26 protein-coding genes are annotated in these 24996 nt (G+C 67.8%); 13 read left to right on the top strand and 13 right to left on the bottom strand.

Translation table 11 applies throughout. The features are described from left to right. Positions 1 to 90 precede the first annotated feature (90 nt). Positions 91 to 639: a potassium channel family protein gene (locus tag ACWEVR_RS07275; protein WP_067641790.1), complete on the top strand. Its 549-nt coding sequence runs from the start codon at positions 91 to 93 to the stop codon at positions 637 to 639. On the opposite strand, the gene pgi is transcribed toward ACWEVR_RS07275, so the two are convergent. Beyond that, a complete protein-coding gene (gene pgi, locus ACWEVR_RS07270; protein ID WP_067641789.1) occupies positions 608 to 2248 on the bottom strand; it encodes a glucose-6-phosphate isomerase in 1641 nt (546 codons plus the stop codon). The two genes, ACWEVR_RS07275 and pgi, sit on opposite strands and share 32 nt — an antisense overlap. 303 nt (positions 2249 to 2551) lie before the next feature. Here pgi and ACWEVR_RS07265 point away from each other — a divergent pair, with 303 nt between their 5' ends. Continuing rightward, complete coding sequence (locus tag ACWEVR_RS07265; protein WP_357148218.1) at positions 2552 to 4009, top strand: NAD-dependent succinate-semialdehyde dehydrogenase; 1458 nt, start codon at positions 2552 to 2554, stop codon at positions 4007 to 4009. A 93-nt stretch (positions 4010 to 4102) separates the two neighbouring features. Here ACWEVR_RS07265 and ACWEVR_RS07260 read toward each other — a convergent pair whose 3' ends face one another. Continuing rightward, positions 4103 to 4396 (bottom strand): chorismate mutase, encoded by a 294-nt coding sequence (locus ACWEVR_RS07260; protein ID WP_133733847.1) that lies wholly within the window; start codon positions 4394 to 4396, stop codon positions 4103 to 4105. 335 nt (positions 4397 to 4731) lie between these two features. Between ACWEVR_RS07260 and pcrA the strand changes: the two genes are divergently transcribed. Then, a complete protein-coding gene (gene pcrA, locus ACWEVR_RS07255; RefSeq protein WP_439266859.1) occupies positions 4732 to 7329 on the top strand; it encodes a DNA helicase PcrA in 2598 nt (865 codons plus the stop codon). Here pcrA and ACWEVR_RS07250 read toward each other — a convergent pair. Both ACWEVR_RS07250 and ACWEVR_RS07245 read right to left on the bottom strand, forming a co-directional pair. Continuing rightward, positions 7326 to 8705, bottom strand: coding sequence for a DUF1731 domain-containing protein (locus ACWEVR_RS07250; RefSeq protein WP_452466193.1), 1380 nt, complete (start codon positions 8703 to 8705; stop codon positions 7326 to 7328). The two genes, pcrA and ACWEVR_RS07250, sit on opposite strands and share 4 nt — an antisense overlap. A 56-nt stretch (positions 8706 to 8761) precedes the next feature. Continuing rightward, positions 8762 to 9829, bottom strand: a complete 1068-nt coding sequence (locus ACWEVR_RS07245) for a M23 family metallopeptidase (protein ID WP_452466192.1) — start codon at positions 9827 to 9829, stop codon at positions 8762 to 8764. Positions 9830 to 10343: 514 nt separating this feature from the next. Between ACWEVR_RS07245 and sucC the strand changes: the two genes are divergently transcribed. From sucC to purH, 7 genes are all read left to right on the top strand, one after another. After that, positions 10344 to 11510 carry an ADP-forming succinate--CoA ligase subunit beta gene (gene sucC / locus ACWEVR_RS07240; RefSeq protein WP_067485387.1) on the top strand — a complete coding sequence of 389 codons (1167 nt, stop codon included), beginning with the start codon at positions 10344 to 10346 and terminating at the stop codon, positions 11508 to 11510. An 11-nt stretch (positions 11511 to 11521) separates the two neighbouring features. Beyond that, a complete protein-coding gene (sucD, locus tag ACWEVR_RS07235) occupies positions 11522 to 12439 on the top strand; it encodes a succinate--CoA ligase subunit alpha (protein WP_067485390.1) in 918 nt (305 codons plus the stop codon). Between the two features lie 277 nt (positions 12440 to 12716). Next, positions 12717 to 13751, top strand: a complete 1035-nt coding sequence (locus ACWEVR_RS07230; RefSeq protein ID WP_452466191.1) for a DUF5336 domain-containing protein — start codon at positions 12717 to 12719, stop codon at positions 13749 to 13751. A 189-nt stretch (positions 13752 to 13940) separates the two neighbouring features. Beyond that, the gene (locus tag ACWEVR_RS07225) at positions 13941 to 15047 is read left to right on the top strand and encodes an RNA-guided endonuclease InsQ/TnpB family protein (protein WP_452466190.1); all 1107 of its coding nucleotides are present in this window, start codon (positions 13941 to 13943) and stop codon (positions 15045 to 15047) included. Positions 15048 to 15124: 77 nt separating this feature from the next. Beyond that, entirely contained in the window at positions 15125 to 16582 is a 1458-nt protein-coding gene (locus tag ACWEVR_RS07220; protein WP_452466189.1) for a cell division protein PerM, read from the top strand. Between the two features lie 56 nt (positions 16583 to 16638). After that, complete coding sequence (gene purN, locus ACWEVR_RS07215) at positions 16639 to 17295, top strand: phosphoribosylglycinamide formyltransferase (protein ID WP_452466522.1); 657 nt, start codon at positions 16639 to 16641, stop codon at positions 17293 to 17295. Then, on the top strand, positions 17292 to 18857 hold the full coding sequence (purH, locus tag ACWEVR_RS07210) for a bifunctional phosphoribosylaminoimidazolecarboxamide formyltransferase/IMP cyclohydrolase (protein WP_067641783.1): 1566 nt from the start codon (positions 17292 to 17294) through the stop codon (positions 18855 to 18857). The genes purN and purH overlap by 4 nt, the downstream gene beginning before the upstream one ends. Positions 18858 to 18913: 56 nt before the next feature. On the opposite strand, the gene ACWEVR_RS07205 is transcribed toward purH, so the two are convergent. The 5 genes from ACWEVR_RS07205 to rpmB all read right to left on the bottom strand — a co-directional run bounded on the left by ACWEVR_RS07205 (position 18914) and on the right by rpmB (position 20426). After that, positions 18914 to 19345: a hypothetical protein gene (locus tag ACWEVR_RS07205; RefSeq protein ID WP_245655437.1), complete on the bottom strand. Its 432-nt coding sequence runs from the start codon at positions 19343 to 19345 to the stop codon at positions 18914 to 18916. 68 nt (positions 19346 to 19413) lie between these two features. Beyond that, on the bottom strand, positions 19414 to 19671 hold the full coding sequence (rpsR, locus tag ACWEVR_RS07200) for a 30S ribosomal protein S18 (protein ID WP_357397389.1): 258 nt from the start codon (positions 19669 to 19671) through the stop codon (positions 19414 to 19416). Between the two features lie 34 nt (positions 19672 to 19705). Beyond that, positions 19706 to 20011: a 30S ribosomal protein S14 gene (gene rpsN, locus ACWEVR_RS07195; RefSeq protein ID WP_357397390.1), complete on the bottom strand. Its 306-nt coding sequence runs from the start codon at positions 20009 to 20011 to the stop codon at positions 19706 to 19708. Then, positions 20011 to 20181 carry a 50S ribosomal protein L33 gene (gene rpmG / locus ACWEVR_RS07190; RefSeq protein WP_011211511.1) on the bottom strand — a complete coding sequence of 57 codons (171 nt, stop codon included), beginning with the start codon at positions 20179 to 20181 and terminating at the stop codon, positions 20011 to 20013. The genes rpsN and rpmG overlap by 1 nt, the downstream gene beginning before the upstream one ends. A gap of 8 nt (positions 20182 to 20189) precedes the next feature. After that, complete coding sequence (gene rpmB / locus ACWEVR_RS07185) at positions 20190 to 20426, bottom strand: 50S ribosomal protein L28 (protein ID WP_067485415.1); 237 nt, start codon at positions 20424 to 20426, stop codon at positions 20190 to 20192. A 104-nt stretch (positions 20427 to 20530) separates the two neighbouring features. Here rpmB and mrf point away from each other — a divergent pair, with 104 nt between their 5' ends. From mrf to rpmF, 3 genes are read left to right on the top strand one after another with little or no spacing between them, the layout of a single operon-like run. Continuing rightward, complete coding sequence (gene mrf, locus ACWEVR_RS07180) at positions 20531 to 21835, top strand: ribosome hibernation factor-recruiting GTPase MRF (RefSeq protein WP_452466188.1); 1305 nt, start codon at positions 20531 to 20533, stop codon at positions 21833 to 21835. Continuing rightward, positions 21832 to 22098, top strand: coding sequence for a type B 50S ribosomal protein L31 (locus ACWEVR_RS07175; protein WP_225278644.1), 267 nt, complete (start codon positions 21832 to 21834; stop codon positions 22096 to 22098). Before mrf ends, ACWEVR_RS07175 begins: the two co-directional genes overlap by 4 nt. Before the next feature lie 3 nt (positions 22099 to 22101). Next, entirely contained in the window at positions 22102 to 22278 is a 177-nt protein-coding gene (gene rpmF / locus ACWEVR_RS07170) for a 50S ribosomal protein L32 (RefSeq protein ID WP_067485420.1), read from the top strand. A 240-nt stretch (positions 22279 to 22518) separates the two neighbouring features. Here the strand turns inward: rpmF and ACWEVR_RS07165 are convergent, their stop codons facing one another. The 4 genes from ACWEVR_RS07165 to ACWEVR_RS07150 form a co-directional block, all read right to left on the bottom strand. Further along, a complete protein-coding gene (locus ACWEVR_RS07165) occupies positions 22519 to 22743 on the bottom strand; it encodes a hypothetical protein (RefSeq protein ID WP_067485421.1) in 225 nt (74 codons plus the stop codon). Between the two features lie 496 nt (positions 22744 to 23239). After that, entirely contained in the window at positions 23240 to 24019 is a 780-nt protein-coding gene (locus ACWEVR_RS07160) for an MHYT domain-containing protein (protein ID WP_452466187.1), read from the bottom strand. Beyond that, complete coding sequence (locus ACWEVR_RS07155; protein WP_225278646.1) at positions 24012 to 24638, bottom strand: GTP-binding protein; 627 nt, start codon at positions 24636 to 24638, stop codon at positions 24012 to 24014. The genes ACWEVR_RS07160 and ACWEVR_RS07155 overlap by 8 nt, the downstream gene beginning before the upstream one ends. Further along, positions 24619 to 24990, bottom strand: a complete 372-nt coding sequence (locus tag ACWEVR_RS07150) for a DUF742 domain-containing protein (protein ID WP_067485423.1) — start codon at positions 24988 to 24990, stop codon at positions 24619 to 24621. Before ACWEVR_RS07150 ends, ACWEVR_RS07155 begins: the two co-directional genes overlap by 20 nt. Positions 24991 to 24996: the final 6 nt, after the last annotated feature.

Here is a 24996-nt window from a genome sequence, read left to right as displayed (position 1 = left end):
CTTCCTTCGCCGCGCGGCATCGGTTGCCGGCCGCGGCACGCCGGGCGTGTGTCGCGCGGAAAGCGGCGGACTCGGCGCAATCATGGACTGATGAAGCGACGAGTCCCCGTGCACGCGGTCCGCAACGGCGCGGCAGCGGTCTGCGCGCTGCTGCTGTACTACAGCGTCCCGGTGGGATGGGTGTTCGAACTCGACGCGTGGCCGGGGCAGGTCGTCGGGGTCGTCGCCTTCGTCGCGAGCGTCGCCGGACTCGGCTGGCTCGTCTGGCAGCGGATCGAGCACCTCCTCGAGGAGTCGACCGCGTTGGGGGAGCGGGTCGACGGGGTGCTGCTCGTGCTGTGCATCGTGTGCGTGGTGTTCGCGCTCGTCTACTACCGCATGCAGCAGCTACACCCGAACCAGTTCACCGGGCTCGAGACCAGGACCGACGCGCTGTACTACACGCTGGTCACCCTCGGCACCATCGGTTACGGCGACATCCACGCCACCGGCCAGGCCGCCCGCATCGTGACCATGGTGCAGATCGTGTTCGACCTGGTGGTGCTCGGCACCCTGCTCGCCATCGTCACCACCAGCGTCACCAGCCGGATCCGCGCCGCGAACGAGGTCAGCGCCGCCGCGCGCGATACCACTCGATGAGCGCGTCGGTCGACGAGTCACCCACCGACTCAGGGTTTTCCGACCCGCTGAGCAACGGCATCAGGGCCAGCGCCTGCTGTTTGCCCAGCTCCACACCCCACTGATCGAAACTGTCGATGCCCCAGATGATGCCTTCGACGAACACCTGGTGCTCGTACAGCGCGATCAGCTGACCCATCGTCGACGGCGTGAGCTCCGGCGCCATGATCGTGGTACTCGGCCGGTTGCCGGGCATCACCTTGTGCGGCACCAGCTTCGGATCGGTGCCCTCGGCCGCGATCTCCTCGGCGGTCTTGCCGAACGCGAGCACCTTGGTCTGCGCCAACAGGTTGCTCATCAGGATGTCCTGCATGCTGCCGGTGCCGTCGCGAGTCGGCAGGTCGTCGGTCGACCGGGCGAAACCGACGAAATCGGCCGGAATCAGCCGGGTGCCCTGGTGCAGCAGCTGATAGAAGGCGTGCTGGCCGTTGGTACCCGGCTCACCCCAGAAGATCTCACCCGTCGACGACGTGACCGGAGTACCGTCGGCGCGCACCGACTTGCCGTTGGACTCCATCGTCAACTGCTGCAGATACGCGGGGAACCGCGCCATATCGTTCGAATACGGCAGCACCACACGTGATTCCGCGCCGAAGAAGTTCGAATACCAGACGCCGAGCATCGCCAGCAGCACCGGACCGTTCGACTCCAACGGCTCCGACGCGAAATGCCGGTCCACGGCGTGCATTCCGCTGAGGAACTCGCCGAACCGTTCCTTGCCGATGGTCACCATCACCGAGAGACCGATCGCCGAATCCACGGAGTAGCGGCCGCCGACCCAATCCCAGAAACCGAACATGTGCGCGGTGTCGATACCGAAAGCCGCCACCCGCTCCGCGTTCGTCGACACCGCGACGAAATGCTTGGCTACCGCGTCCTCACCGAGCGCCGCGACCAGCCAGCGCCGCGCCGCCGTCGCATTGGTGAGGGTTTCCAAGGTGGAGAACGTCTTCGACGCGACGATGAACAACGTGCGCGCCGGATCGAGACCCGCCAGCTTGGACACCAGATCGGCCGGGTCGACATTCGACACGAACCGGGCCTCGATCTCCGGATCGGCATAGTGGCGCAACGCGCGATACACCATGTCCGGCCCCAGATCCGAGCCGCCGATACCGATATTGACCACCGTGGTGATGCGCTCACCGGTCGCCCCGCGCCACGCACCCGAGCGCACCGAATCGGCGAACTCACCCATCCGGCGCAGCACGTCGTGCACGGCGGCATCGGCGTCGGTGCCGTCGATGTCGAGCTGCTCGCCCACCGGCAGACGCAACGCGATGTGCCCCACCGCGCGGTCCTCGGAGGTGTTGATGTGCTTGCCGGAATACATCTCGTCGCGTCGCTGCGGCACCCCGGCCGCGCGCGCGAGATCCACCAGCAGACGCAAGGTTTCGCGGGTCACACGATGTTTGCTGTAGTCGATGTGTAGATCGGCGACCTGCACGGTCAACTCCCGGCCGCGCGCCGGATCCTCGGCGAACAACTGCCGCAGATGCAGAGGTGCGACAGTGCGGTGATTGGTTTGCAGTGCCTGCCAGGCCGCCGACGCGGTGATGTCGCTGCTCACCCGCCCGAGAGTACTGGGTTGTCGGAGCGCTGGCGCGCTCGAGTTCGCGGCCCCGCCGGTCCCGACGATCAGGCGCCGTTGCTTGCTCCTTCGTCGCGTACGCAACGGCACCTGATCGTCGGGACGGCCGCGAACCGCCGACGTCGTCGGCGATCCCTCCTCGAGGTCGGGATGTACGGGGCTGGGGATGCGGTTATGGCGGCATTCGAGTTGGCGGCCGAGGGCGGGTTCGGGGTGGTCCTTCGGGTTATTCGTCTGGCGTTTGGCGGCTTCTCGGACGGGGGGTCGGCATAGGGTGGGGGCATGGTTTCTGAACGGGACGTGATCGAGTTCGTACCAAAGGGTTTGTGGATCGGGTCGGGGCCGGTGGAGGCTACCGGTGGGGCCACATTTCCTGTGCACAATCCGGCCGACGGGTCGGTGATCACCGAGGTCGCCGACGCGACGCCCGAGGACGCGATGCGGGCGCTCGACGCGGCGGTGGCGGCCGGGCGGGAGTGGGCGGAAACGCCGTCGCGGGAACGCGGTGAGATCCTGCGGGCGGTGTTCACCGAGCTCACGGCGCGGGCCGAGGAGTTCGCGTTGCTGATGACGCTCGAGATGGGCAAGGCGCTCGGGGAGAGCCGCAACGAGGTGCGCTACGGCGCCGAGTTCTTCCGGTGGTTCAGCGAGGAAGCGGTGCGTGTGCACGGGCGGTATCTGCACGCGCCGTCGGGCACGGGGCGGATCATGGTCGCCAAGCAACCGGTCGGGCCGTGCCTGGCGATCACGCCGTGGAATTTCCCGCTGGCCATGGGCACCCGCAAGATCGGTCCGGCGCTGGCCGCCGGCTGCACGATGATCGTCAAGCCCGCTTCGGCGACGCCGCTGACCATGCTCGCGCTGGCCCGCCTGTGCAGCGAGGCCGGACTGCCCGACGGTGTGCTGTCGGTTGTCACAACCAGCCGTTCCGGTGCCGTCACGGGCCCGCTGATCGACGATCCGCGCTTGCGCAAGCTCACCTTCACCGGGTCGACCGAGGTGGGCAAGAAGCTGGTCTCGTCGTCGGCGAACCGGCTGCTGCGCACCTCGATGGAACTGGGCGGCAACGCGCCCTTCGTGGTGTTCGACGACGCCGACATCGACAGCGCGGTGGCCGGTGCCATGCAGGCGAAACTGCGCAACGGGGGGGAGGCGTGCACGGCCGCCAACCGGTTCCACGTGCAGCGCGGTGTCGTCGCGGAATTCACCGAGAAGCTGGTGGCGGCGATGACCGAATCGGTGGTGCTCGGGCCGGGAACGGACGCCTCGACGACGCTCGGCCCGCTGGTGAGCGCCGAGCAGCGCGAGACCGTCGCCGAACTCGTCGACGACGCGGTGAGCACCGGCGCGAAGCTGCTGCTCGGCGGGGAGACTCCCGACGGGCCGGGCTGGTTCTACCCGGCCACCGTGCTCGCCGACGTGCCGCCCGCCGCCCGCATCCTGCGCGAGGAGGTGTTCGGTCCGGTCGCGCCGATCGTCGCCTTCGACACCGAGGAGGAGGGCGTCGCCGCCGCCAACGACACGCAATACGGCCTGGTCAGCTACGTCTACACCCGCGACCTGGACCGTGCGCTTCGGGTGTCGGAGGCGATGGAGACGGGCATGGTCGGCGTGAACCGGGGTGTCATCTCCGACCCGGCCGCGCCCTTCGGCGGCGTCAAGGAGTCGGGCTTCGGCCGCGAGGGCGGGACCGAGGGCATCGAGGAATACCTGGACACGAAGTACATCGCCCTCACCTGAGCGAAAAAATAACCGCCCCGGGGATGTTGTCGCACCCGGGGCGGCTTTTCGTGAGCGGCGATCTGGACGACCGCCGCGTGGTTCGAGTTCCGCCTAGCGGCCGAGACGTCCGCGACCGAGGCGGAGCAGGAGCATGGCGAGGGTGTGACCCTCCTGGCCGAGCTCACTGAAGCGTTCGAGCACTTTCATCTCACGGCTGTGCACCAGCCGGGGACCCCCAGAGGCCATCCGGGTGCGCCCGATGATCCGCGAAATTTCGCTCCGGCGTTTGATCGCGGCGAGGATGGTGGCGTCGAGTTCGTCGATTTCGAGGCGAAGCTTCTCGATCTCCGCCTCAGATTGCGGCAGTGCCGCCTCTGACCCGGCGGTTGTAGCAGGGGTGCTCATCATTCATCTCCTCGTGTCAGAACTGGGATCGGTCGATACGGACGTCGTGTTACCGATCTGTTCCTTCACCCTGAAAAACTTTCCGGCTGGGCGCCTGCCGCCACGATATCGGATCGATTGCCGATCCGGACAGGCGAAGCGGCGCTGACCACGCGGCCCAGTCTGCCACGGGTCGGTAGGTATGCAAAACAGTTGTGTTTGTGAATCCGCTGAGAACATTCACACGGGTGGCTACGACACCGGTCGTCGTCCGGTTCACTCGCGGTTTGCCCGCCGGTGGCCGCGCCGACGGCGGTTGGCCGCTTGTCGGTGCCCGCCGGTAGCGTGGACAGACGATGGATATCACGGTCGCTCCCTCCGCAGACGAAACGTCGTCCACCGCGCCGAACACCCCGGTCGCGGCACCAGACAGCACCGCCGCACCGCAGGGTGACGGCGGTGGCGGTGGTGCGGCTCGCAGCGGTCTTGCCGAGGCGGCTGCCCGGCACAGCGCCGAACAGGAACAGCGCCGCAAGGAGCGCGAACAGCGTCGCGCCGAGGAAACCGAGCGGCTGCTCGACGGGCTCAACCCGCAGCAGCGCGCCGCCGTGGTGCACGCCGGTTCGCCGCTGCTGATCGTGGCGGGAGCGGGCTCGGGCAAAACGGCCGTGCTCACCCGCCGCATCGCCTACCTGCTCGCCGCACGCGGAGTGCAGACCGGACAGATCCTGGCGATCACGTTCACCAACAAGGCTGCTGCCGAGATGCGGGAGCGGGTGGCCGGGCTCGTCGGTCCGCGCGCCGCGAGCATGTGGGTGTCGACTTTCCATTCCAGCTGTGTGCGTATTCTCCGTATGCAGGCGGCTTTGCTGCCGGGTCTGAATTCGAATTTCTCCATCTACGATGCCGACGATTCGCGCCGATTGCTCACGATGATCAGCCGCGATTTCGACATCGACACCAAAAAATATTCGGCGCGGTTGCTGTCGACGGCCATCTCCAATTTGAAGAACGAATTGATCGGGCCCGAACAAGCCGCCCGCGACGCCGAGGCCGACGACACCGAACTGCCCGCGCTGGTCGCCCGCGTGTACGGCGAATACCAGAAGCGGCTGCGCGCGGCCAATGCCCTCGATTTCGACGACCTGATCGGTGAGACGGTCGCGCTGCTGCAGAACCACCCGCAGGTGGCCGAGTACTACCGGCGTCGGTTCCGGCACGTCCTCGTCGACGAGTACCAGGACACCAACCACGCCCAGTACGTGCTGGTGCGCGAACTCGTCGGCCACCACGGCGATTCCGGCGACGAGCAGGTGCCGCCCAGCGAGCTGTGCGTCGTCGGCGACGCCGACCAGTCCATCTACGCCTTCCGCGGCGCGACCATCCGCAATATCGAGGAATTCGAACGCGATTTCCCCGATGCCGAAACCATTCTGCTGGAACAGAACTACCGCTCCACCCAGCACATCCTGTCGGCGGCCAACGCCGTGATCGCCCGCAACGAGGGCAGGCGTGAGAAGAAGCTGTGGACCGATTCCGGTGAGGGCGAGCTCATCACCGGCTACGTCGCCGACAACGAACACGACGAGGCGTCGTTCGTCGCGAAGGAAATCGACCGGTTGGTCGACGCGGGTGAGGCCACCTACGGCGATGTGGCGGTGTTCTACCGCACCAACAACAATTCGCGTGCGCTGGAAGAGATCTTCATCCGCATGGGGCTGCCGTACAAGGTGGTCGGCGGTGTCCGCTTCTACGAGCGCAAGGAAGTGCGCGATGTGGTGGCCTACCTGCGCGTGCTGGAGAACCCCGACGACGCCGTGAGCCTGCGCCGCATTCTCAACACCCCGCGCCGTGGCATCGGTGACCGCGCCGAGGCCTGTGTCGCGGTGCACGCCGAGCAGCGCGACATCGGTTTCGCGGCGGCCCTGCGCGACGCGGCCGACGGCAAGGTCGCGCTGCTCAATACCCGCGCGCAGCGGGCCATCGCCGGTTTCCTCGACCTGCTCGACGAGATCCGGGCGGCCGGACAGCGCGCCGACAGCGAGTACCCCGATGTGGGCAATGTGGTGGACGCGGTGCTCGACCGCACCGGCTACCGCGCCGAACTCGAGGCCTCCGACGACCCGCAGGACGGCGCGCGGCTGGACAACCTCAACGAATTGGTGAGCGTCGCCCGCGAATTCAGTTCGGAGGCGTTCAACAACGCCGAGGCCGCGCGCGAGGAGGGCCTGCTGCCCGAGGTGGGCGACGGTGAACCCGAACCCGGTTCGCTCGCGGCGTTCCTCGAACGGGTGTCGCTGGTCGCCGATACCGATCAGATCCCGGACGAGGGCTCCGGAGTGGTCACCATGATGACCCTGCACACCGCCAAGGGCCTGGAGTTCCCGGTCGTTTTCGTGACCGGCTGGGAGGACGGGCAGTTCCCGCACATGCGGGCGCTCGGCGATCCGAACGAGCTGGCCGAGGAACGCAGGCTGGCGTACGTGGGCATCACCCGCGCCCGGCAGCGGCTGTACCTGTCGCGAGCCGTGGTCCGGTCGGGCTGGGGACAGCCGGTGTCGAACCCGGAATCGCGGTTCCTGCAGGAGATTCCGCAGCATCTGCTGGATTGGCGCAGGCTCGAACCGGTGGTGTCGCCGGTACAACGTGGTCGCAGGCGCGGGGAGGACAGCGGGTTCGACCGGGACTGGACGCGCGGCGACGGCTGGGACCAGCGGCCGGGCGTGCGCGGCGGCACCGGCACCCGCAGGCCGGCGCCCGGCGGTGCGGTGAAGCGCAACAACACCGACCTCGTTCTCGCCGTGGGCGACCGGGTCACCGACGACAAGTACGGCCTGGGCCGAGTGGTCGCCGCCGACGGCGTCGGCCCACTGGCGACCGTCACCATCGACTTCGGCACCGCCGGAAAGATCCGGCTGATTCCCCAATTCAGCCGGACCATCGTCAAGCTCTAATTCGGCAGCAGGTCGGTTAGGGCTTTGTCCAGGGTGGGGTAGCGGAACGTGAAGCCGGTTTTCGGCAGTACCTCCGAGGTGGCGTGACGGCCGGTGAGACCGAGTGCCGGATCCGAGCGCAGCACGACCGCGCCCACCGACAGGATCGCTTTCGGCGTGGGCGGGGCCGCCGGGCGATGCAGGGTTCGGCGCAGCGTCGCCATGAGTTCGGTGTTGCGGACCGGGTTCTCGGTGGCGGCGACCAGGATGCCGTCGGGGATGCTCACCTCGGGATCGAGTCCGAGACAGGCCCGCACGATGCGCAGCCAGTCCTCGATGTGGATCCAGCTGAACCATTGGTCGCCGGGGCCGACCCGTCCGCCGAGCCCCGCCTTGGTGAGCTGGCTCAGGCGTTTGAGCGCCGGGGCGTCCGGGTCGAGCACGATCGATGTGCGCAGGATGGTCCAGTGCTCGGCCTGGGCCGGGTCGAATGCCTGCTCCCACGGCTCGGCGACGCCGGTCATCTGCGGCAGTCCTTCGGGCACGGGTGTTGTTTCCGTGCAGCGCGTTTCGCCGGCGTCCGACCAGATGGCGGTGGTGCTGGCCTGTACCCAGTAGTCGACCGGGGTGTCACGCGTGCGGGCGGCGGCGACCAGCGCGGTGGTGGAATCGACGCGGCTGCTGCGCAGTTCGGCGATATTGCGTTCGGTCGGCCTGCAGTCGACGAGTTTGCCCGCCAGGTTGACGACCGCGATCCGGCCGGGTTCGCGGAGTTCGGCGGCCCAGGCGCCGACCGAGCGGCCGTCCCATTCGGTCTGCCGGAACGGTATTCCGGGGTTACGGCGCCGGGTGAGCAGGGTGACGCGCTGACCGCGGCAGGTGAGGTCGGCGGCGATCTGCACGCCGAGCGCTCCGGTGCCACCGGCGATCACCACGTTCAAGGCGTCGTCGGCCGGGACGAGGCCGGCGAGCCGGGCCAGGCGCGAGAAGTTCACGCGGGCACCGGTTTCGATGAACGGTCCGGCCGCCGCCCGCATCGCCGCTGCGGAAACACCGCTGAAGCGCAGTTCCTGAGTGACCTCTGTTCCGCCCGCGCGCGGTTCGAGCCGCCAGGTGAGCACCATGGTCCCGGCGGGTTCGGGCTGCTCGATGGTCAGTTCACGTTCGGGCACAAGAGTTGTCACGGTGAACGGGGCGCCGAACCGCTCGTGCACACGGGAGGCGAGTTTCCCGTTGGGCACATAGTCACCGGTCGCCCCGACGGCGACAGGCCCGTGCATCCGCACCGCACGCACACCCGGATTCCATTCGGGCCATTGCGTGAGATCCCCCAGCACCGCCCACACCGATTCCGGTGGCAGGGCAATGAACTGCGTGTACTTCGTCGTACCAGCCATACGAAAACGCTACCCCGCTAACGGGAAAGCGGAACCGTGCTGCTGGTCACCCGTACTCAGTCGCGCTGGGCGCCCAGACTGATGCCGCGGGTGGCGAGCCACGGGATGGGGTCGATCTTGTCGGTGCCGTTCTGCCACACCTCGAAGTGCACGTGCGGGCCGGTGGAGAAGCCGCGGTTGCCCATGGTGGCGATCTGGTCGCCTGCCATCACGCGTTCACCCTGCGAGACCGTCGCGGTGTCGATGTGACCGTAGATGGTGACGGTGCCGTCGTCGTGCAGGATGCGTACCCACATGCCGAAACCGGAGGCGGGGCCCGCTTCGATGACGGTGCCGTCGGCGACCGCGTAGATCGGGGTGCCGATCGGACCGGCCACGTCGATGCCGAGGTGCTGCACACCCCAACGGGCGCCGAACCCGGAGGTGTAGTTACCGGTGGTGAATTTGGCGAACAGGGGCCGCAGCTTGGCGGACTCCTGGGCGGCCAGGTCTTCGGCGAACTTCTGGCCCTTGGCGAGGATGTCGTCGAAGTGGCTCCGGTCGGCCACGGTGGTGGCGTCGAGTACCTGCGGCGACGAGCCGGTGACGTGGTCGGCGACCTCGGTGGTGCTCATCGACTGGGCGGCGATCTCGTGGATCTGGCCCGCGGCTTCGTAGTCGACACCCGTGTCGGGCTGCTGCGGAGAGGCCATCGCGGCCTGGCCGGCCGCGACGACCGCGCCGGCGGCGACGGCGATGACGGCGGCGCGGCCCTTCAGCGCGGTGGGCGGTGCGGGCACGCGGTGGGCACCGCCACGCCGCTCGGCGCGACGCGGTTCGGGTGCCGGGGTCTCGGGTTCGGCGGGCGCCCAGTCTGTTTCGTAGGTGCCGGAGTCGTAGGAGCCCGACTCGTCGGCGGTCCATTCGTCCTCGGCGGGCGTCCACGCGGCGTTGTCGGACCAGGCGTCGTTCCCGGACCAGGAGTTCTCGGTGTGCCAGGAATCGGTGCTCGGCCAGGCAGGCTGCTGCGGCTGTGGCGCGGCGGCGCGGGGGCTTCGCGGGTGCGAGGTGAACTCGTCGGCGTACCGGTAACGGTGGCCTGAGCTGTTGCGATCTTCAACTGGGAAGGTGGAGCGGTGGTTCATCGGCTACGCCTGACGTTCCTCAAGCTTGTCGTCCTCCTCAGTCCTGACCTGCCAGTCGTGACCTGGTTGTCGTGACCTGGTTGTGACATCGACCGCATTGACGGTAACGAAGCGATTGCAGAGTGGCAAGCGCTGGTCGAGAACCTACACTTGTCTGTGAGATTCGTCACCGTAATGCTGCAGAATAACTCACCGATTCGCGACACTTCGGGTGAGGTCGATCGACGACATAACGTAGTAGATGGCGGGGCGTTCCCCCTTTAGGTGTTCCGACCTGCCACGGCACCGAAAAACTACTCGCCAGTAGCCTTGGCCAGCGGTTTTGGTGACCTCCCCGCACCCGTCGTGACCTGCGCCACTTAGGATGAATGTGGTCGTTTAGCCCTCCCCGTGACTAGTTAGAGTCCGACCGACCCGCTAGCTGACCCCTCGAGCGACCTGCAACCAGTCGCTACGGCAAGTCGGGCCGCCAACAAAGACGTTGTCATAGCAACGCAGACGAGACGGTGAGTACATGGATCTCTTCGAATATCAGGCGAAGGAGCTCTTCGTTAAGCACGGAGTGCCTTCGTCCGAGGGTCGTGTTTGCGACACGGCCGAAGAAGCACGCGCCATTGCCGAGGAAATCGGCAAGCCGGTCATGGTCAAGGCGCAGGTCAAGGTAGGCGGTCGCGGCAAGGCGGGTGGCGTGAAGTACGCCGCCACCCCGGAAGACGCGTTCACCCACGCGCAGAACATCCTCGGCCTCGACATCAAGGGCCACATCGTCAAGAAGCTCCTGGTCGCCGAGGCCAAGGACATCGCGGAGGAGTACTACATCTCCTTCCTGCTCGACCGTTCCAACCGCACCTACCTGGCCATGTGTTCGGTCGAGGGCGGCATGGAGATCGAAGAGGTCGCCGAGAAGACCCCCGAGCGTCTGGCCAAGATCCCCGTCGACGCCGTGAAGGGTGTCGACCTGACCTTCGCGCGCGAGATCGCGGAGAAGGGCCACCTGCCCGCCGAGGTGCTCGACGCCGCGGCCGTGACCATCCAGAAGCTGTGGGAGGTCTTCACCAAGGAAGACACCACCCTGGTCGAGGTCAACCCGCTGGTGCGCACCCCGAACGACGAGATCCTCGCCCTCGACGGCAAGGTCACCCTGGACGAGAACGCCGAGTTCCGCCAGCCCGGCCACCTCGAGTTCGCCGACGTCGACGCGACCGACCCGCTCGAGCTCAAGGCCAAGGAGAACGACCTCAACTACGTCAAGCTCGACGGCGAGGTCGGCATCATCGGCAACGGCGCCGGTCTGGTCATGTCGACCCTGGACGTCGTCGCCTATGCGGGCGAGAACCACGGCGGCGTGAAGCCGGCCAACTTCCTCGACATCGGCGGCGGCGCTTCGGCTTCCGTGATGGCCGCGGGTCTGGACGTGATCCTCGGTGACGCGCAGGTCAAGAGCGTGTTCGTCAACGTCTTCGGTGGCATCACCGCGTGCGACGCCGTTGCCAACGGCATCGTGGGCGCGCTCGAGGTGCTCGGTGACGCGGCCACCAAGCCGCTGGTCGTTCGCCTGGACGGCAACAACGTCGAAGAGGGTCGTCGCATCCTCGCCGAGGCCAACCACCCGCTGGTGACGCTGGCCCAGACCATGGACGAGGGCGCCGACAAGGCTGCCGAACTCGCCGCAGCGAAGTAAGGAACGCGAACATGTCCATCTTCCTGAACAAGGACAACAAGGTCATCGTCCAGGGCATCACCGGCGGCGAGGGCACCAAGCACACCGCGCTGATGCTGAAGGCGGGCACCAACGTCGTCGGTGGCGTCAACGCGCGCAAGGCCGGCACCACGGTCAAGCACACCGACAAAGACGGCAACGAGATCGAGCTGCCCGTGTTCGCTTCCGTGGCCGAGGCCATGGAGAAGACCGGCGCCGACACCTCCATCGCGTTCGTGCCCCCGGCCTTCTCGAAGGACGCCATCATCGAGGCCATCGACGCGGAGATCCCGCTGCTCGTGGTCATCACCGAGGGCATCCCGGTGCAGGACTCCGCCTATGCGTGGGCCTACAACGTCGAAAAGGGCGAGAAGACCCGCATCATCGGCCCGAACTGCCCCGGCATCATCACCCCCGGCGAGGCGCTGGTCGGCATCACCCCGAACAACATCACCGGCAAGGGTCCGATCGGCCTGGTGTCGAAGTCGGGCACCCTGACCTACCAGATGATGTATGAGCTGCGCGATTTCGGTTTCTCCACCGCGATCGGCATCGGCGGCGACCCGGTCATCGGCACCACCCACATCGACGCCATCGAGGCGTTCGAGAAGGACCCCGAGACCAAGATCATCGTGATGATCGGCGAGATCGGTGGCGACGCCGAAGAGCGCGCCGCGGCCTACATCAAGGCCAACGTGACCAAGCCGGTCGTCGGCTACGTCGCGGGCTTCACTGCCCCCGAGGGCAAGACCATGGGCCACGCGGGCGCGATCGTGTCCAGTGGTGGTGGCACCGCGCAGGCCAAGCAGGAAGCGCTCGAGGCAGCGGGTGTGAAGGTCGGCAAGACGCCGTCCGCCACCGCCGCGCTCGCTCGCGAGATCCTGGAGAAGGCGTCCATCGCCTCTGCCTGACCCGGTCAAGGCCCGGAGGCGGTAGCTTGCGTAACCACGCAGGGCCTCCGGGGCAGGCGAATCAAACACTGCCTGACCCGCAAATCACACTGTCGAAGGCCGCTTTCAGGTTTAGCCTGGGCGGCCTTCGTCGATTCATCCACAGGCGGTGGTTTATCCACAGCCTGCATCGGTAGGTGATGACCGCGGGCGTGGCGTGCAGTAGCGTCAGGTATCGGATCAGGCACCAGTCAGTTCGACGCGACCGATGCGCACGACTCGACAAGGAGACGACGACATGTCCTACCCGACAGGGGGCTCCGGGTACAACGCACCCGCGACACCCGCCGCGCCCACCCAGGGCCCGAGCACCGGAGCCGCCGCGGCTGCGTCCGTGGACGACGGTGGCGCCAAGGGGCTGCCCTTCATTCTCACCGCCGCGGGCGCCGGACTCGGTGTTGTCACCTTCCTGCTCGGCTTCGCGCCGTTCATCGGCTTCTCCCTCGGGGCGAAGACCGAGACCAGCAGCATGTTCGATTCCAGTGCTGGCGGTTACGCGGCGCTGATCCTGGCCGCCGCGATCGTGGCCGGTCTGTCGCTGCTGCCCAAGCTGAACAACCTCCCCGTGGCCGTCGCTCTCGCCGCGGCCGGATTCGTGGGCATCGTGGTGGCGCTCATCAGCATCGAGAGCGCGGAACTGCAGTGGGGCGCCTTCGTCGTCTCGGTCTTCGCGTTCGTCGTCACCGTGTTGCTCGTGGTCGCGCTGCTGTTCCAGCTCGGCATCATCAAGCCGCCTGCGCCCAAGCCCGCGCAGCCGCAGCAGCCGGGTCAGTACGGGCAGTACGGCCAGCAGGGTTACGGGCAGCAGGGATACGGCCAGCCGGGTCAGCAGCAGTCCTTCGGTCAGGGTGGCTACGGTCAGGCCTCGACCGGTGGGCAGTACCCCACGCAGTCGCCCTACGGCCAGCAGAGTTCGCCGTCGATGCCGCAGGCGCAGCAGCCGTCCTACGGTCAGCCGGGTCAGCAGCAGGGTTACGGTCAGCCGCAGCAGCAGTCGCCCTACGGCCAGCAGTACGGCGCCGCGCCGCAGCAGCAGCCTTACGGTGGTGCCCCGCAGGCGCAGCCGCGTCCCGATGAGAGTGCCACCCAGACCTTCGGTGGCCAGCCGACCGGTCAGCCGGGCGCTCAGCCGTTCGGTGCGCCCAATTACGGTGGCGTGCAGCAGGGTTCGGCCCCGCAGCCCGGGCAGAGTCAGCCGTTCGGTGGCGAGCAGAACGCCGACCCGGCGGCCGACGCGACCACCGCGTTCCGTCCCAGCGACGACCAGAAGTAGGAAAAACCGACGGCTGGTTGTGGCCCCAGGTTCCGATCGCGAGCCCACAGGTGTGCCTGTGGGCTCGCGGCGCGCCTGACCCGCGCTCGCCGGGGAAGCTGCCACGCTGAATTGACGTCGGCCATATCGCGCGGAGACACGGCAATTCCGTGCCCGTCTCTTACATTCTGATGTGCTAATTTGTAAGCCATGTCGCAGGTGGTGAAGCGGGCCTACAAGTTCCGCTTCTACCCGTCCGGTGCACAAGCCGCGGAGCTGTCGCGCACGTTCGGATGTGTTCGCCTGGTCTGGAACAGAGCATTGGATGCGCGGCAGCGTCGTTACGCGACGGAGTCGAAGTCGACCACTTATGTGCAAGCGTCCGCTGAACTGACCAAGTGGAAGAGCTTGCCGGAGTTGGCATTCCTCAACGAGGTCTCCTCGGTTCCGCTCCAGCAAGTGCTCCGGCATCAGCAGGCGGCCTTCGCGGCGTTCTACGCCAAGCGCGCCCGCTACCCGAGATTCAAGTCGCGAAAGCGTTCGCGTGCGTCCGCCGAGTACACCCGATCGGGTTTCCGGTGGCGCGGCAGGGAACTGACTCTCGCGAAGATGGCCGAACCGCTCGATATTCGGTGGTCCCGGCAGATGCCAGACGGGGCAGTGCCGTCGACAGTCACCGTTTCGTGTGACAGCGCGGGTCGGTGGTTCGTGTCCTTGTTGGTAGAGGAGACCGTCGCCGCGCTGCCATCCACACCGCAGACAGTCGGCGTCGACGTAGGGTTGACCTGTTTGGCTGTCCTGTCAACGGGGGAGAAGATCGTCAATCCTCGTCACGAGCGTGCCGACCGGCGCAGGCTGGCGAAGGCACAACGCGACCTGGCCCGGAAGATGAAGGGGTCGAACAATCGGGAGAAGGCCCGCCGAAAGGTGGCGCGTATTCATGCCCGGATCACCGACCGGCGTACCGATTTCCTGCACAAGTTGTCCACGAGACTGATTCGCGAGAACCAAGCGGTCGCCATCGAGGACTTGACAGTGCGCAACATGGTCGCCAACCACGCCCTGGCCCGTGCGATTTCGGACGCGAGCTGGCGGCAGCTGCGTTCGATGCTGGAGTACAAAGCGGACTGGTACGGCCGCGAGGTGTTGGTGGTGGATCGCTGGTACCCGTCGACCCGGGTGTGCTCGCATTGCGGTGCATTGCACGCCAGGCTGCCGCTGGACGTTCGCGAGTGGACTTGCCGCTGTGGCGCCGTCCATGATCGGGATGTGAACGCGGCTCGTAACATCCTCGCTGCCGGGCTGGCAGAGAGGTGAAACGCCTGCGGAGTCGGTATAAGTCCGGTCGGGAGTTCTCCCGACCGGCGGCCGATGGTGATGCAGGAATTCCCGCCGTGTACGGCAGGGAGGATGCCAAGAGCTCCCGTAACGCCTCCCCCGGGGTCGAGCCGCCCTGGTGGTCGCTGCCACCGGACCGGGCGCGGGCCCTGCTGCTCGTCGCCGCCCGGCCGACGATCTGCGCGCTGACCGCCATGATCGTCGTGGTGCTGCTGGTGATGCTCACCTCGGGCACCGAACTCACCAGTGCGCCGGGCGCGGTCGCGGCGACCTGGCTTGCGGCTCATCAGATTCCGCTCACCGTCGGCCGGACCACCCTCGGTCTGCTGCCGCTGGTGCCGACCGTCGTGCTGGTGTGGCTGGCCGCCCGCGAATGCGCACGGGCCGTGCCGAACCGGCCGACGCCGGTCGACCTGGGCTGGCTCACCGCCGCCGTCCTCGCCGGGCCGCTCGTCATGACCTCGGTGTGCCTGGCCGTTGTCGGTGATGCCGCGGGCGTCACGCCACTCGAACCGCCCGGTGTCGTCACCGCTTTCGGCTGGGTGCTGGTGCTGTACCTGGCCGCGGCTGCCGCCGGGATCTGTGCCCGCGCCTGGGATTCGCTGTGTGCGCTGCTCCCCGTGGAAATCCCGGAGTGGGCGGTACTCGGTGCGCGCGCCGCCCGCCGCACCGTGCTGCGCATGCTCGGCTGCGCGGCGCTGGCGACGGTGATCTCGTTCGGCACGCACCTGTCCCGCGTCGGCGAGACCTATCAGCAGGCACACGATGTGACCGATGTGCTCGGCATGACCCTGCTCTCGCTGCTCTACCTGCCGAACGTGATCGTCGGCGCCGCCGGGATGCTCAGCGGTGCCGCGGTGCAGTTCGGGATCGGATCGGTGGGATTGTTCGGTGTGAGCGCCGGGCAGGTGCCACCGGTCCCCGCGTTGATCCCGTTGCCCACCGGTCCCGCCGCCGCGTGGTGGCCGGTGCTGCTGCTCGTGCCGCTGGCCGTCGGCGTGCTCGGCGGTGTGGAACTCGGTCGCACGAGTGACGATCGCCCCGGTGCGCCGTGGGCGACGCTCACCTGTGCCGGCCTGTCGACGCTCACCTTCCTGGTCCTGGCGATCCTGAGCAGCGGTCAGCTCGGCGCCGTCGGTTGGGTGGGGCCCGATCTGTTGATGCTGGTCGTGCTGATGGTCACCTGGTTCGGTTTCGGCGGCTTCGTCGGCATGGTCTTCGCCCGCCGCTTCCTCGCACCGGCCGTCGAATACGACGACTACTCCTACGACGAGGACGACGACTACTACTACGAAGACGACGAAGACGAGGACGACGACTACGCCGACGACGACCACGAATACCCCGCCGACCCGGCCGTGGAGGTCGACGCCGAACTCGTCGAGGACATCGACGACGAACCCGAGGTGAGCATCGCCGCCCCCGGCTCGACGACCCCACCGACCGACGACATCGTCGACGCCGAGGTGGTGGAGCCGGACCTGCCGGAGGGTGACGGGGACACCGGTCGTTAAGCTCGACCCGGCGCATTGTCGATCGCCGCCACCCGACCACACGCAGGAGTAGAGCGCTGACGTCCTCGTTTGCCCAGTGGAAGCCCGCACGGACCCCGGCCACCGTCGTCGTCCTCGCCTCGGGCACCGGCTCGCTGCTCAACGCACTGCTGGCCGCCGCCCGCGAACCCGGTTACCCGGCGAAGATCGTCGCCGTGGGTGTCGACCGGATATGCCAGGCCACCGAACACGCCGAGGCCGCGGGCATCGACCACTTCCGGGTCGCGGTCAAGGATTTCGACGACCGAGCCGCCTGGGACCGCGCGCTCACCGACGCGGTCGCCGCGTTCGAGCCCGACCTGGTCGTCTCGGCAGGTTTCATGAAGATCGTCGGCCCCGCGTTCCTGGAACGCTTCGGCGGCCGGTTGATCAATACCCATCCCGCGCTGCTGCCGTCGTTCCCCGGCGCGCACGGTGTGCGTGACGCGCTGGCCTACGGCGCCAAGGTCACCGGCTGCACGGTGCACCTGGTCGACGGCGGGGTCGATACGGGCCCGATCCTCGCACAGGAGGCGGTCGACGTGCTGCCCGGCGACGACGAGGCCGCGCTGCACGAGCGCATCAAGGTTGTCGAGCGACGGTTGCTGGCGCAGGTCATCGCCGCCGTCGCGACGCGAGGCATTGTCTCCGACGGACGAAAGGCAGAGATACCAGATGAGCGAGCACACCGGTGAGTGAACGTAAGGCGATCCGCAGGGCGCTGGTGAGCGTCTACGACAAGACCGGGCTCGTCGAGCTGGCCACCGGACTGCACGCCGCGGGCGTGGAGCTGGTGTCGACCGGTTCGACCGCGGGCAAGATCGCCGAGGCGGGCATTCCGGTCACCCGGGTCGAGGACCTGACCGGTTTCCCGGAGACCCTCGACGGTCGCGTGAAGACGCTGCACCCGCGCGTGCACGCCGGCATCCTGGCCGACACCCGCCGCGCCGAGCACCTCGACCAGCTCACCGAGCTCGGTGTCGAGGCGTTCGAACTCGTGGTGGTCAACCTCTACCCGTTCACCCAGACCGTGGCCAGCGGCGCCGGTGTGGACGAGTGCGTGGAGCAGATCGACATCGGCGGTCCGTCGATGGTGCGTGCCGCCGCCAAGAACCACCCGTCGGTGGGCGTGGTCGTCGACGTCACCGACTACGACGACGTGCTCGCGGCCGTGAAGTCGGGCGGCTTCACCCTCGCCGAGCGAACCGCGTTGGCCGCCAAGGCTTTCCAGCACACCGCGAACTACGACGTGGCCGTGGCGAGCTGGATGGGTTCGGTCGCCGTGCCCGCCGTGCAGCCCGAGACCGAGCAGTTCCCGAGCTGGGTCGCCGGTTCGTGGGAGCGGGCCGCGGTGCTGCGCTACGGCGAGAACCCGCACCAGGCCGCCGCGCTGTACACCAGCAACGACGGCACCGTCGGCATCGCGCAGGCGCAGCAGTTGCACGGCAAGGAGATGTCGTACAACAACTACACCGACGGTGACGCCGCCTGGCGCGCCGCGTTCGACTTCGACGAGCCCGCCGTGGCGGTCATCAAGCACGCCAACCCGTGTGGCATCGCCGTCGGCGCCGATATCGCCGAGGCCCACCGCAAGGCGCACGCCACCGATCCGGTGAGCGCCTACGGTGGCGTGATCGCCGCCAACCGTGAGGTGAGCGTCGAGATGGCCGAGCAGGTCGCCGAGATCTTCACCGAGGTGATCGTGGCCCCCGGTTACGCGCCGGGTGCCGTCGAGGTGTTGCAGCGCAAGAAGAACGTGCGTGTGCTGGTCGCCGAGCCGCCGCGCCGCAAGGGTGTGGAGCTGCGTCCGATCAGCGGCGGTGCGCTGCTGCAGGACCGCGACGTGCTCGACGCCGCGGGCGACGACCCGGCCAACTGGACTCTCGCCGCCGGTGATCCCGCCGACGCCACCACGCTGGCCGACCTCGAATTCGCTTGGCGCGCTTGCCGTGCCGTGAAGTCGAACGCGATCCTGCTGGCCGACGACGGTGCCGCTGTCGGCGTCGGCATGGGCCAGGTGAACCGGGTCGACTCCTGCAAGCTCGCTGTGGAACGCGCGGGGGAGCGGGCCAAGGGTTCGGTCGCCGCCTCGGATGCCTTCTTCCCGTTCTCCGACGGGCCGCAGATCCTGGTCGCCGCGGGCGTGCGCGCCATCGTCCACCCGGGTGGTTCGATCCGCGACAAGGACACCGTTGAACTGTGCAAGGAAGCGGGCGTCACCCTGTACCTCACCGGGGCGCGCCACTTCGCGCACTGAGTTCGCTTGCCCCGCAACGGGTGCCGCGCCGTCACGGTGCGGCACCCGTTGCCGTTTCAGGCCGCGTCGAGGACCTGCCGGGAGCCGAGCGGCGCGTCGAGGGTGATCTCCAGCGTGCCGAGGACGGCCTCCATCGTACACATCCGCCCCACGGCGTCGGCGGGGGTACCGGCACGCAGTGCGACGGTGACCGTGTCGGCCGTTTCGGTGACGGTGGCGTCGACGCCGTTGCACTGGGGATTGCCGGTCTGGAAGTCGACCGCGATGGTGGCCTCGCCCACCCGGCGCCACGCGGTGAACGGCAGCGGATGCGGGTCGACCAGGTTCGGGTCGGCGGTGAACGGCCGGCCGACTCCGGGACCGGTGCTTTCCGGGCGGGTGTTCGTCGGTGCCGAGGTGGGTGTGGTGTCCCCGGAACTCGCGCATGCCGGTGCGAAGAGCACGGCCAGGCTCGCGACGAGGGCGAAGCGGCGCGACAGCGGTGTCATGGCGTCCACCCTAACCACGGCACGAAAACGGCCCCGGAGCACCAGCTCCGGGGCCGTCTGTCACGAGCTCACTTGGTTGTCGTGAACGGCAGCAACGCCATCTCGCGCGCGTTCTTCACCGCGACGGCGACCTGACGCTGCTGGCGCGGGGTCAGGCCGGTGACGCGGCGGCTACGGATCTTGCCGCGATCGGAGATGAAGGTGCGCAGCAGGTTGACGTCTTTGTAGTCGACGTGCTCGATGCCCGCGGCGATCAGCGGGTTCTTCTTCGGCTTGCGGCCCTGCTCGGCGCGTGCCTTCTTGGACGGTGCTCGCTTCACTGCCATGGGATATTCCTTCTCACGAGATCAGTGGGTGTCTCTACCAGCTCGATTTGTGGACCCCAGGGAGCTCGCCCCGGTGGGCCATCTCGCGCACACGTACCCGGGAGAGCCCGAACTTCCTGAGATGGCCGCGTGGCCGGCCATCGGCTGCATCCCGATTGCGCAATCGTACCGGACTGGCATCGCGGGGCTGGGCGCGCAGTTCGGCCTGGGCCGCCGCGCGCTCGTCGTCGCCGGTGCTCGGCTTGCGGATGATCTCCTTGAGCTCGGCACGCCGCGCGGCGTAGCGCTCGACGATCACGCGCCGCTGCTCGTTACGGGCGATCTTCGACTTCTTCGCCATCAGCGCTCCTCGCGGAAGTCGACGTGCTTGCGCACGACGGGGTCGTACTTGCGCAGGACCATCCGGTCGGGGTCGTTGCGGCGGTTCTTGCGGGTGACGTAGGTGTAGCCGGTGCCCGCGGTGGACTTGAGTTTGACGATCGGCCGCAGTTCGGTCGATTTCGAGGCCATGGGTGCTCCTAGATCTTGTCGCCGCGAGCGCGGATGCGGGCCACCACGGCCTCGATCCCGTCGCGGTCGATGGTCTTGATGCCCTTGGCGGAGACCGTCAGCGTGACGCGGCGGCCCTCGCTGGGCAGGTAGTAGGTCTTGCGCTGGATGTTGGGGTTCCAGCGGCGGTTCGTGCGCCGGTGCGAATGCGAGACGGCTTTTCCGAAGCCGGGCTTGCGTCCGGTGACCTGGCAGTGGGCCGACATGCGACCTCCCTCCACGGTTATGACAACCATTTTCGACAATGCTTATTCCGCACTGTACCGTTGCCCTCGAAGTAAATGAAAATCGTTATCGAAAGGGGTACCGGGTGCTTGACCAGTCCGACCGGAGAACACCCGTGGTGCTGCTGGCCGGTTTCGCCGGACCCGCCATGACCGGCGTCGAGCACATCGCGGCGGTGCTGAGCGAGGACGCGGGCACGGTCGTCGTGCACCACGACCTCGCCGAACTGCGCGAGGGCGTGGTCCGGCGCACGGTGCGCACCGCGGGCAACGTGACGACCACGGTCCTCGAATTGGCCCACGGCTGTGTGTCGTGCACGCTGCGCGCCGATCTACTGCCGATGCTGTGCACCCTCGCCGCCCGCGAGCCGGTGCGGCGCATCGTGCTGGCCCTCGACCCGGCCATCGAGGCCGAGGCGCTGTGCCACGCGATCGAGACCGTCGAGGTGACCGGTGTCGCCGACCGGGTCGACGGCCCCGCCGGCCGGAATGTGCGCATCGAGGCCGTGCTGACCTGCGTCGACGGCAACCAGTGGCTCGCCGACGCCACGGGTGACGAGGCGCTGGCCGACCGTGGTCTCGCCTCGGCCGACGACGAACGAACCGTCGCTCAGGTGGCCGTCGGCCAGGTCGACTTCGCCGACGCGCTCGTGGTGCTCGCCGACGGCGTGGAGCCCCTCGACCGCGAACGCCTCGACGCGGTGCTCACCCGGCTCGCGCCCGGCGCACCGACCGCCTGGCTTCCCGACCTGTCCGGCTTCGACGCCGTGGAAGTGGGTGCGCTGCTCACCCGCGTGCCCGACGATGCCCGGCGCGGACGCATCTTCGACGCCCACGCACCGCTGCTGCGCGGTCAGCCGCCGCTGAGCACCGACTGTGGTGTGTCGATCATCGAGTTCGCCGCCCGCAGGCCGTTCCATCCGGCCCGGCTGCACGAAGCCCTCGACGTGCTGTTCGACGGTGTGGTCACCGCACGCGGCCGGATCTGGCTGGCCACCCAGCCCGACCAGGTGGTGTGGCTCGAGTCGGCCGGCGGTGGGCTGCGCGTCGGCGGGGCGGGCAAGTGGCTGGCCGCGATGACGCCCGAGGAGCAGGCCGAGGTCGATCCGGCGCGGCGCGCGATGGCGGCGCTCGGCTGGGACGACCGGTTCGGCGACCGCGATGTGTCGCTGGTGATCCTGGCCCACGACGCCGACCCCGCCGAGATCCGGCACGCCCTGCACTGGGCGCTGGTGGAGGACGACGAACTGCTGCTCGTCGATCGCGCCCCCGAGCGAGTCGCGCGGTGGGAGGACCCCTTCGGCGAATGGCACGAAGACCCGTGCGCCGACCCCGCCGAGGCTCCGGCCGCGGCGAGCGAGCACACCAACCCGAGAGGAGAAACGGCATGAAAGCGGGCATCCACCCCGACTACCACCCGGTCGTGTTCGAGGACGCGAACACCGGCAAGAAGTTCCTGACGAGGTCCACGGCCACCAGTGACCGGACCGTCGACTGGGAGGACGGGAACACCTACCCGCTGCTCACCGTCGACGTGACCTCGGATTCGCACCCGTTCTGGACCGGCACCGCCCGCAATCTCGACACCCAGGGCCGGGTGGAGAAGTTCGAGCGCCGCTACGGCAAGCGTTCGCGCCCGGGCAAGGAGGGCTGAGAAATGGCGGTTCCCAAGCGCAGGATGTCGCGCTCGAACACCAGGAGCAGGCGTTCGCAGTGGAAGGCCGAGGCGCCGCAACTCGTCCCGGTGACCGTGGCGGGTGTCGAATATCGGGTGCCACGTCGTATCGTTGGTGCCGTACGGAAGGGCCTGATCGATCCCGCGCGGATCTCCTGACCTTTCCGAGGTGTTCGAGAGCCGGTTCGGAGGGGACAACCCGAAGCGGGGTATCGGACAGAATGCAACGGCCTGCCCAGGGACGAACCAGGGCAGGCCGTTGTCACACGACCGACACCCAAGGGGTTTGCGGCCCGCCTCGCGTCCGAGGGGCGAGACGTAACGGCGAAGCCGAAGTATCGCCCCTCGGACGCGAGGCCCCTTGGGGCCGCAAACCCCGCGGCGCCAGCCGCCGATATTTCAGCCTTCTTGCTCGGCGAGGGCGACCAGTGCGACGGCGAGCTTGATGTACTTGTTGGTGCCGAGGTCGGCGATGGTCTTGATCTTCAGCGCATCGAGCAGCTGCTGATCGACGCCTGCGGCGAGCCCGGCGAGGGCCGACGGCGGCGCGGACAGGATTTCCTTCAGCGTCTTGTTCTCGTATTCCTTGTCGAGAACTTTGTCGAGCACCACGTTGACGGCCATGCGAACTCCTTCGAACGAACCTTGGATGTGCCGGGCGAGACGAAAGCGCCCTGCGGGGACGATAACCCGCGCGAGGCCCGGATGTGGGCCTAACGCACCGTCTGCCGTGTGAGCTGGGAAGCCTGGTGTCCAGGGGGCTTACTGGGCGCTTGTAATGCCTGGTCAGAGGCTTGTCCAGGAGGTGGGGGCAATCGCCCGGTTACCGTTGTGACGCATGCCACGTGGACTTGCCGCTCGAGAAAGCTTGCCGAACGATTGCTGAGTGCCCAGATACCAACTCGGGGTTTGTTTTTCGGCACAGGAAAATTCCTGAATCACTGATGCGTAGTCCTGCACGGGTATGTACTCTCGTGCGGGAGGGCGGGTTCTCCTATCAAGGAGAACCCGCTCATCGCCACTTCAGGGGCGGTTTTCGCCCGAATCCACCACCGCCGGGCCGCATTCGGGCAGCGGGGCGGAAGACGGTAAAGATTCCGGCAAACCGGACGTTAGCCAGTTATCGCGCACCGACGGTTTCGGCCTTCTCGGCGGCCTCGATGGCCTCGCGCCGATCGGGTGCGACCAGGATCGCCGTGATGGGCACCGTGAGGCCGAGCGAACCGAGCACGAACATCGGGAACACCAGGTCGAACAGCTGCAGCCCGTCGGGTGTGCGAGCGCCGGGGTTCGCGTCGAATTCCAGCGCGCCGACCGCCGTGTAGTACAACGCCGCGACACCGACAGCGAACAGCAATGACAGCACCACGCGCAGCGCGATCAACCGCACCGTCTGACCGGCCCACAGCACGCCCGTGCACAATGCCATCGACATCAGCAGTACGAGCCCGATGAGGCCGAGCGACTCCTTCACGGTGCCCTGCACCGCGAGCGCGTCCAGGGTGAGATAGGTCGACAGACCGACACCCAGCCCCATCGTCAGCCCGCCGATCACGAGCCGAGGCAGATCCAGCCTGCGCCCGCCGATCAGGAATCCGGCGAACACGGCGATCACCGCGATGGCGGCCGAGGCCGTGCCGAGGGCCAGGTTGTAGCGCACCGCGCTGCCCTCGACGTGAATGCCGAGCAGCGCGACCGAATTCGCCAGCCACAGGCCGACACCACCGAGCGAAACGGCGGCCATCGTGAGCCACACGATGCGGAACCGCACCGAGTACTTGGCATGACGCACACACGCGAACGCCACGACCGCGCCGACGGCCGACAGATCGAAAGCCAGCCACGCCACGCCCGTACCGCGACCGAACACCTCCGCTCCGGTCGCGAGCAGATCAACCACGCCTGCCAGCTCCCTCGAATTGCTGCGGCTCGAGCTGGGCGATGGCGTATTCGGTCACCGCCGCCAGCGCCTGACGCACCTCGACGGCGTTGCGAGCGTCGATGTCGACGATCGGGATGCCCTCGCGCACCGACAGCGCTTCGCGCAGTTCGGCGATCGGGAAACGCGGGGCGTTCGGGAAACGGTTCACCGCGATCAGGAACGGCAGCCCGCGCGCCTCGAAGAAGTCGACGGCGGCGAAGCTGTCTTCCAGCCTGCGGGTGTCGATCAGCACCACCGCGCCGATGGCGCCGCGGATCAGGTCGTCCCACATGAACCAGAACCGCTTCTGGCCGGGCGTGCCGAACAGGTACAGCACCAGGTTGCCCGGCAGCACGATGCGGCCGAAGTCCATCGCGACGGTGGTGGTCTCCTTCTCCGGCGTCTCGGCGAGATCGTCGATGCCGTCGGAGAAATGGGTCACCATCGCTTCGGTGCGCAGCGGAACGATCTCCGACACCGAGCCGACGAAGGTCGTCTTCCCGGCGCCGAAACCGCCCGCCACCACGATCTTCGTCGAGGCGACCCGTTGCTCGGGTGCCTGCTGGCGCGGTGCGCCCTCAGAGGCCACGGAGTCCACGCAAAGTCCTCTCCATCAGTGATCGGCGTTCGTCGTAGCTCGCCTGCTCGGTCAGCGTCGAGTGCACTCGAAGTATCCCGCCCACAACGAGATCGCCGATCATCACCCGGACCATACCCAGTGGGCGTGACAGGTATGCCGCGATCTCGGCTACCGAGAGGCGATGTGTGGCCAGGCGCACTATCTCACTTCGTAGATCGCCTGCGGGCCATTCCAGGTGTGCGGTATAGGAAACCGTCTCCACGACCGCCTCCAAGGGCAGCGCGATCGCGGGTTCGGTGCGGCCTGCGGTCAGGGCATAGGGCCTGACGCGTGTGGTCGGCCGGATTTCGGATCCGTACGGGCTCGACATCTCACC

This window comes from Nocardia sp. NPDC003979 (assembly GCF_053605015.1).
This window is presented reverse-complemented; position numbering and strand designations above follow the sequence as displayed.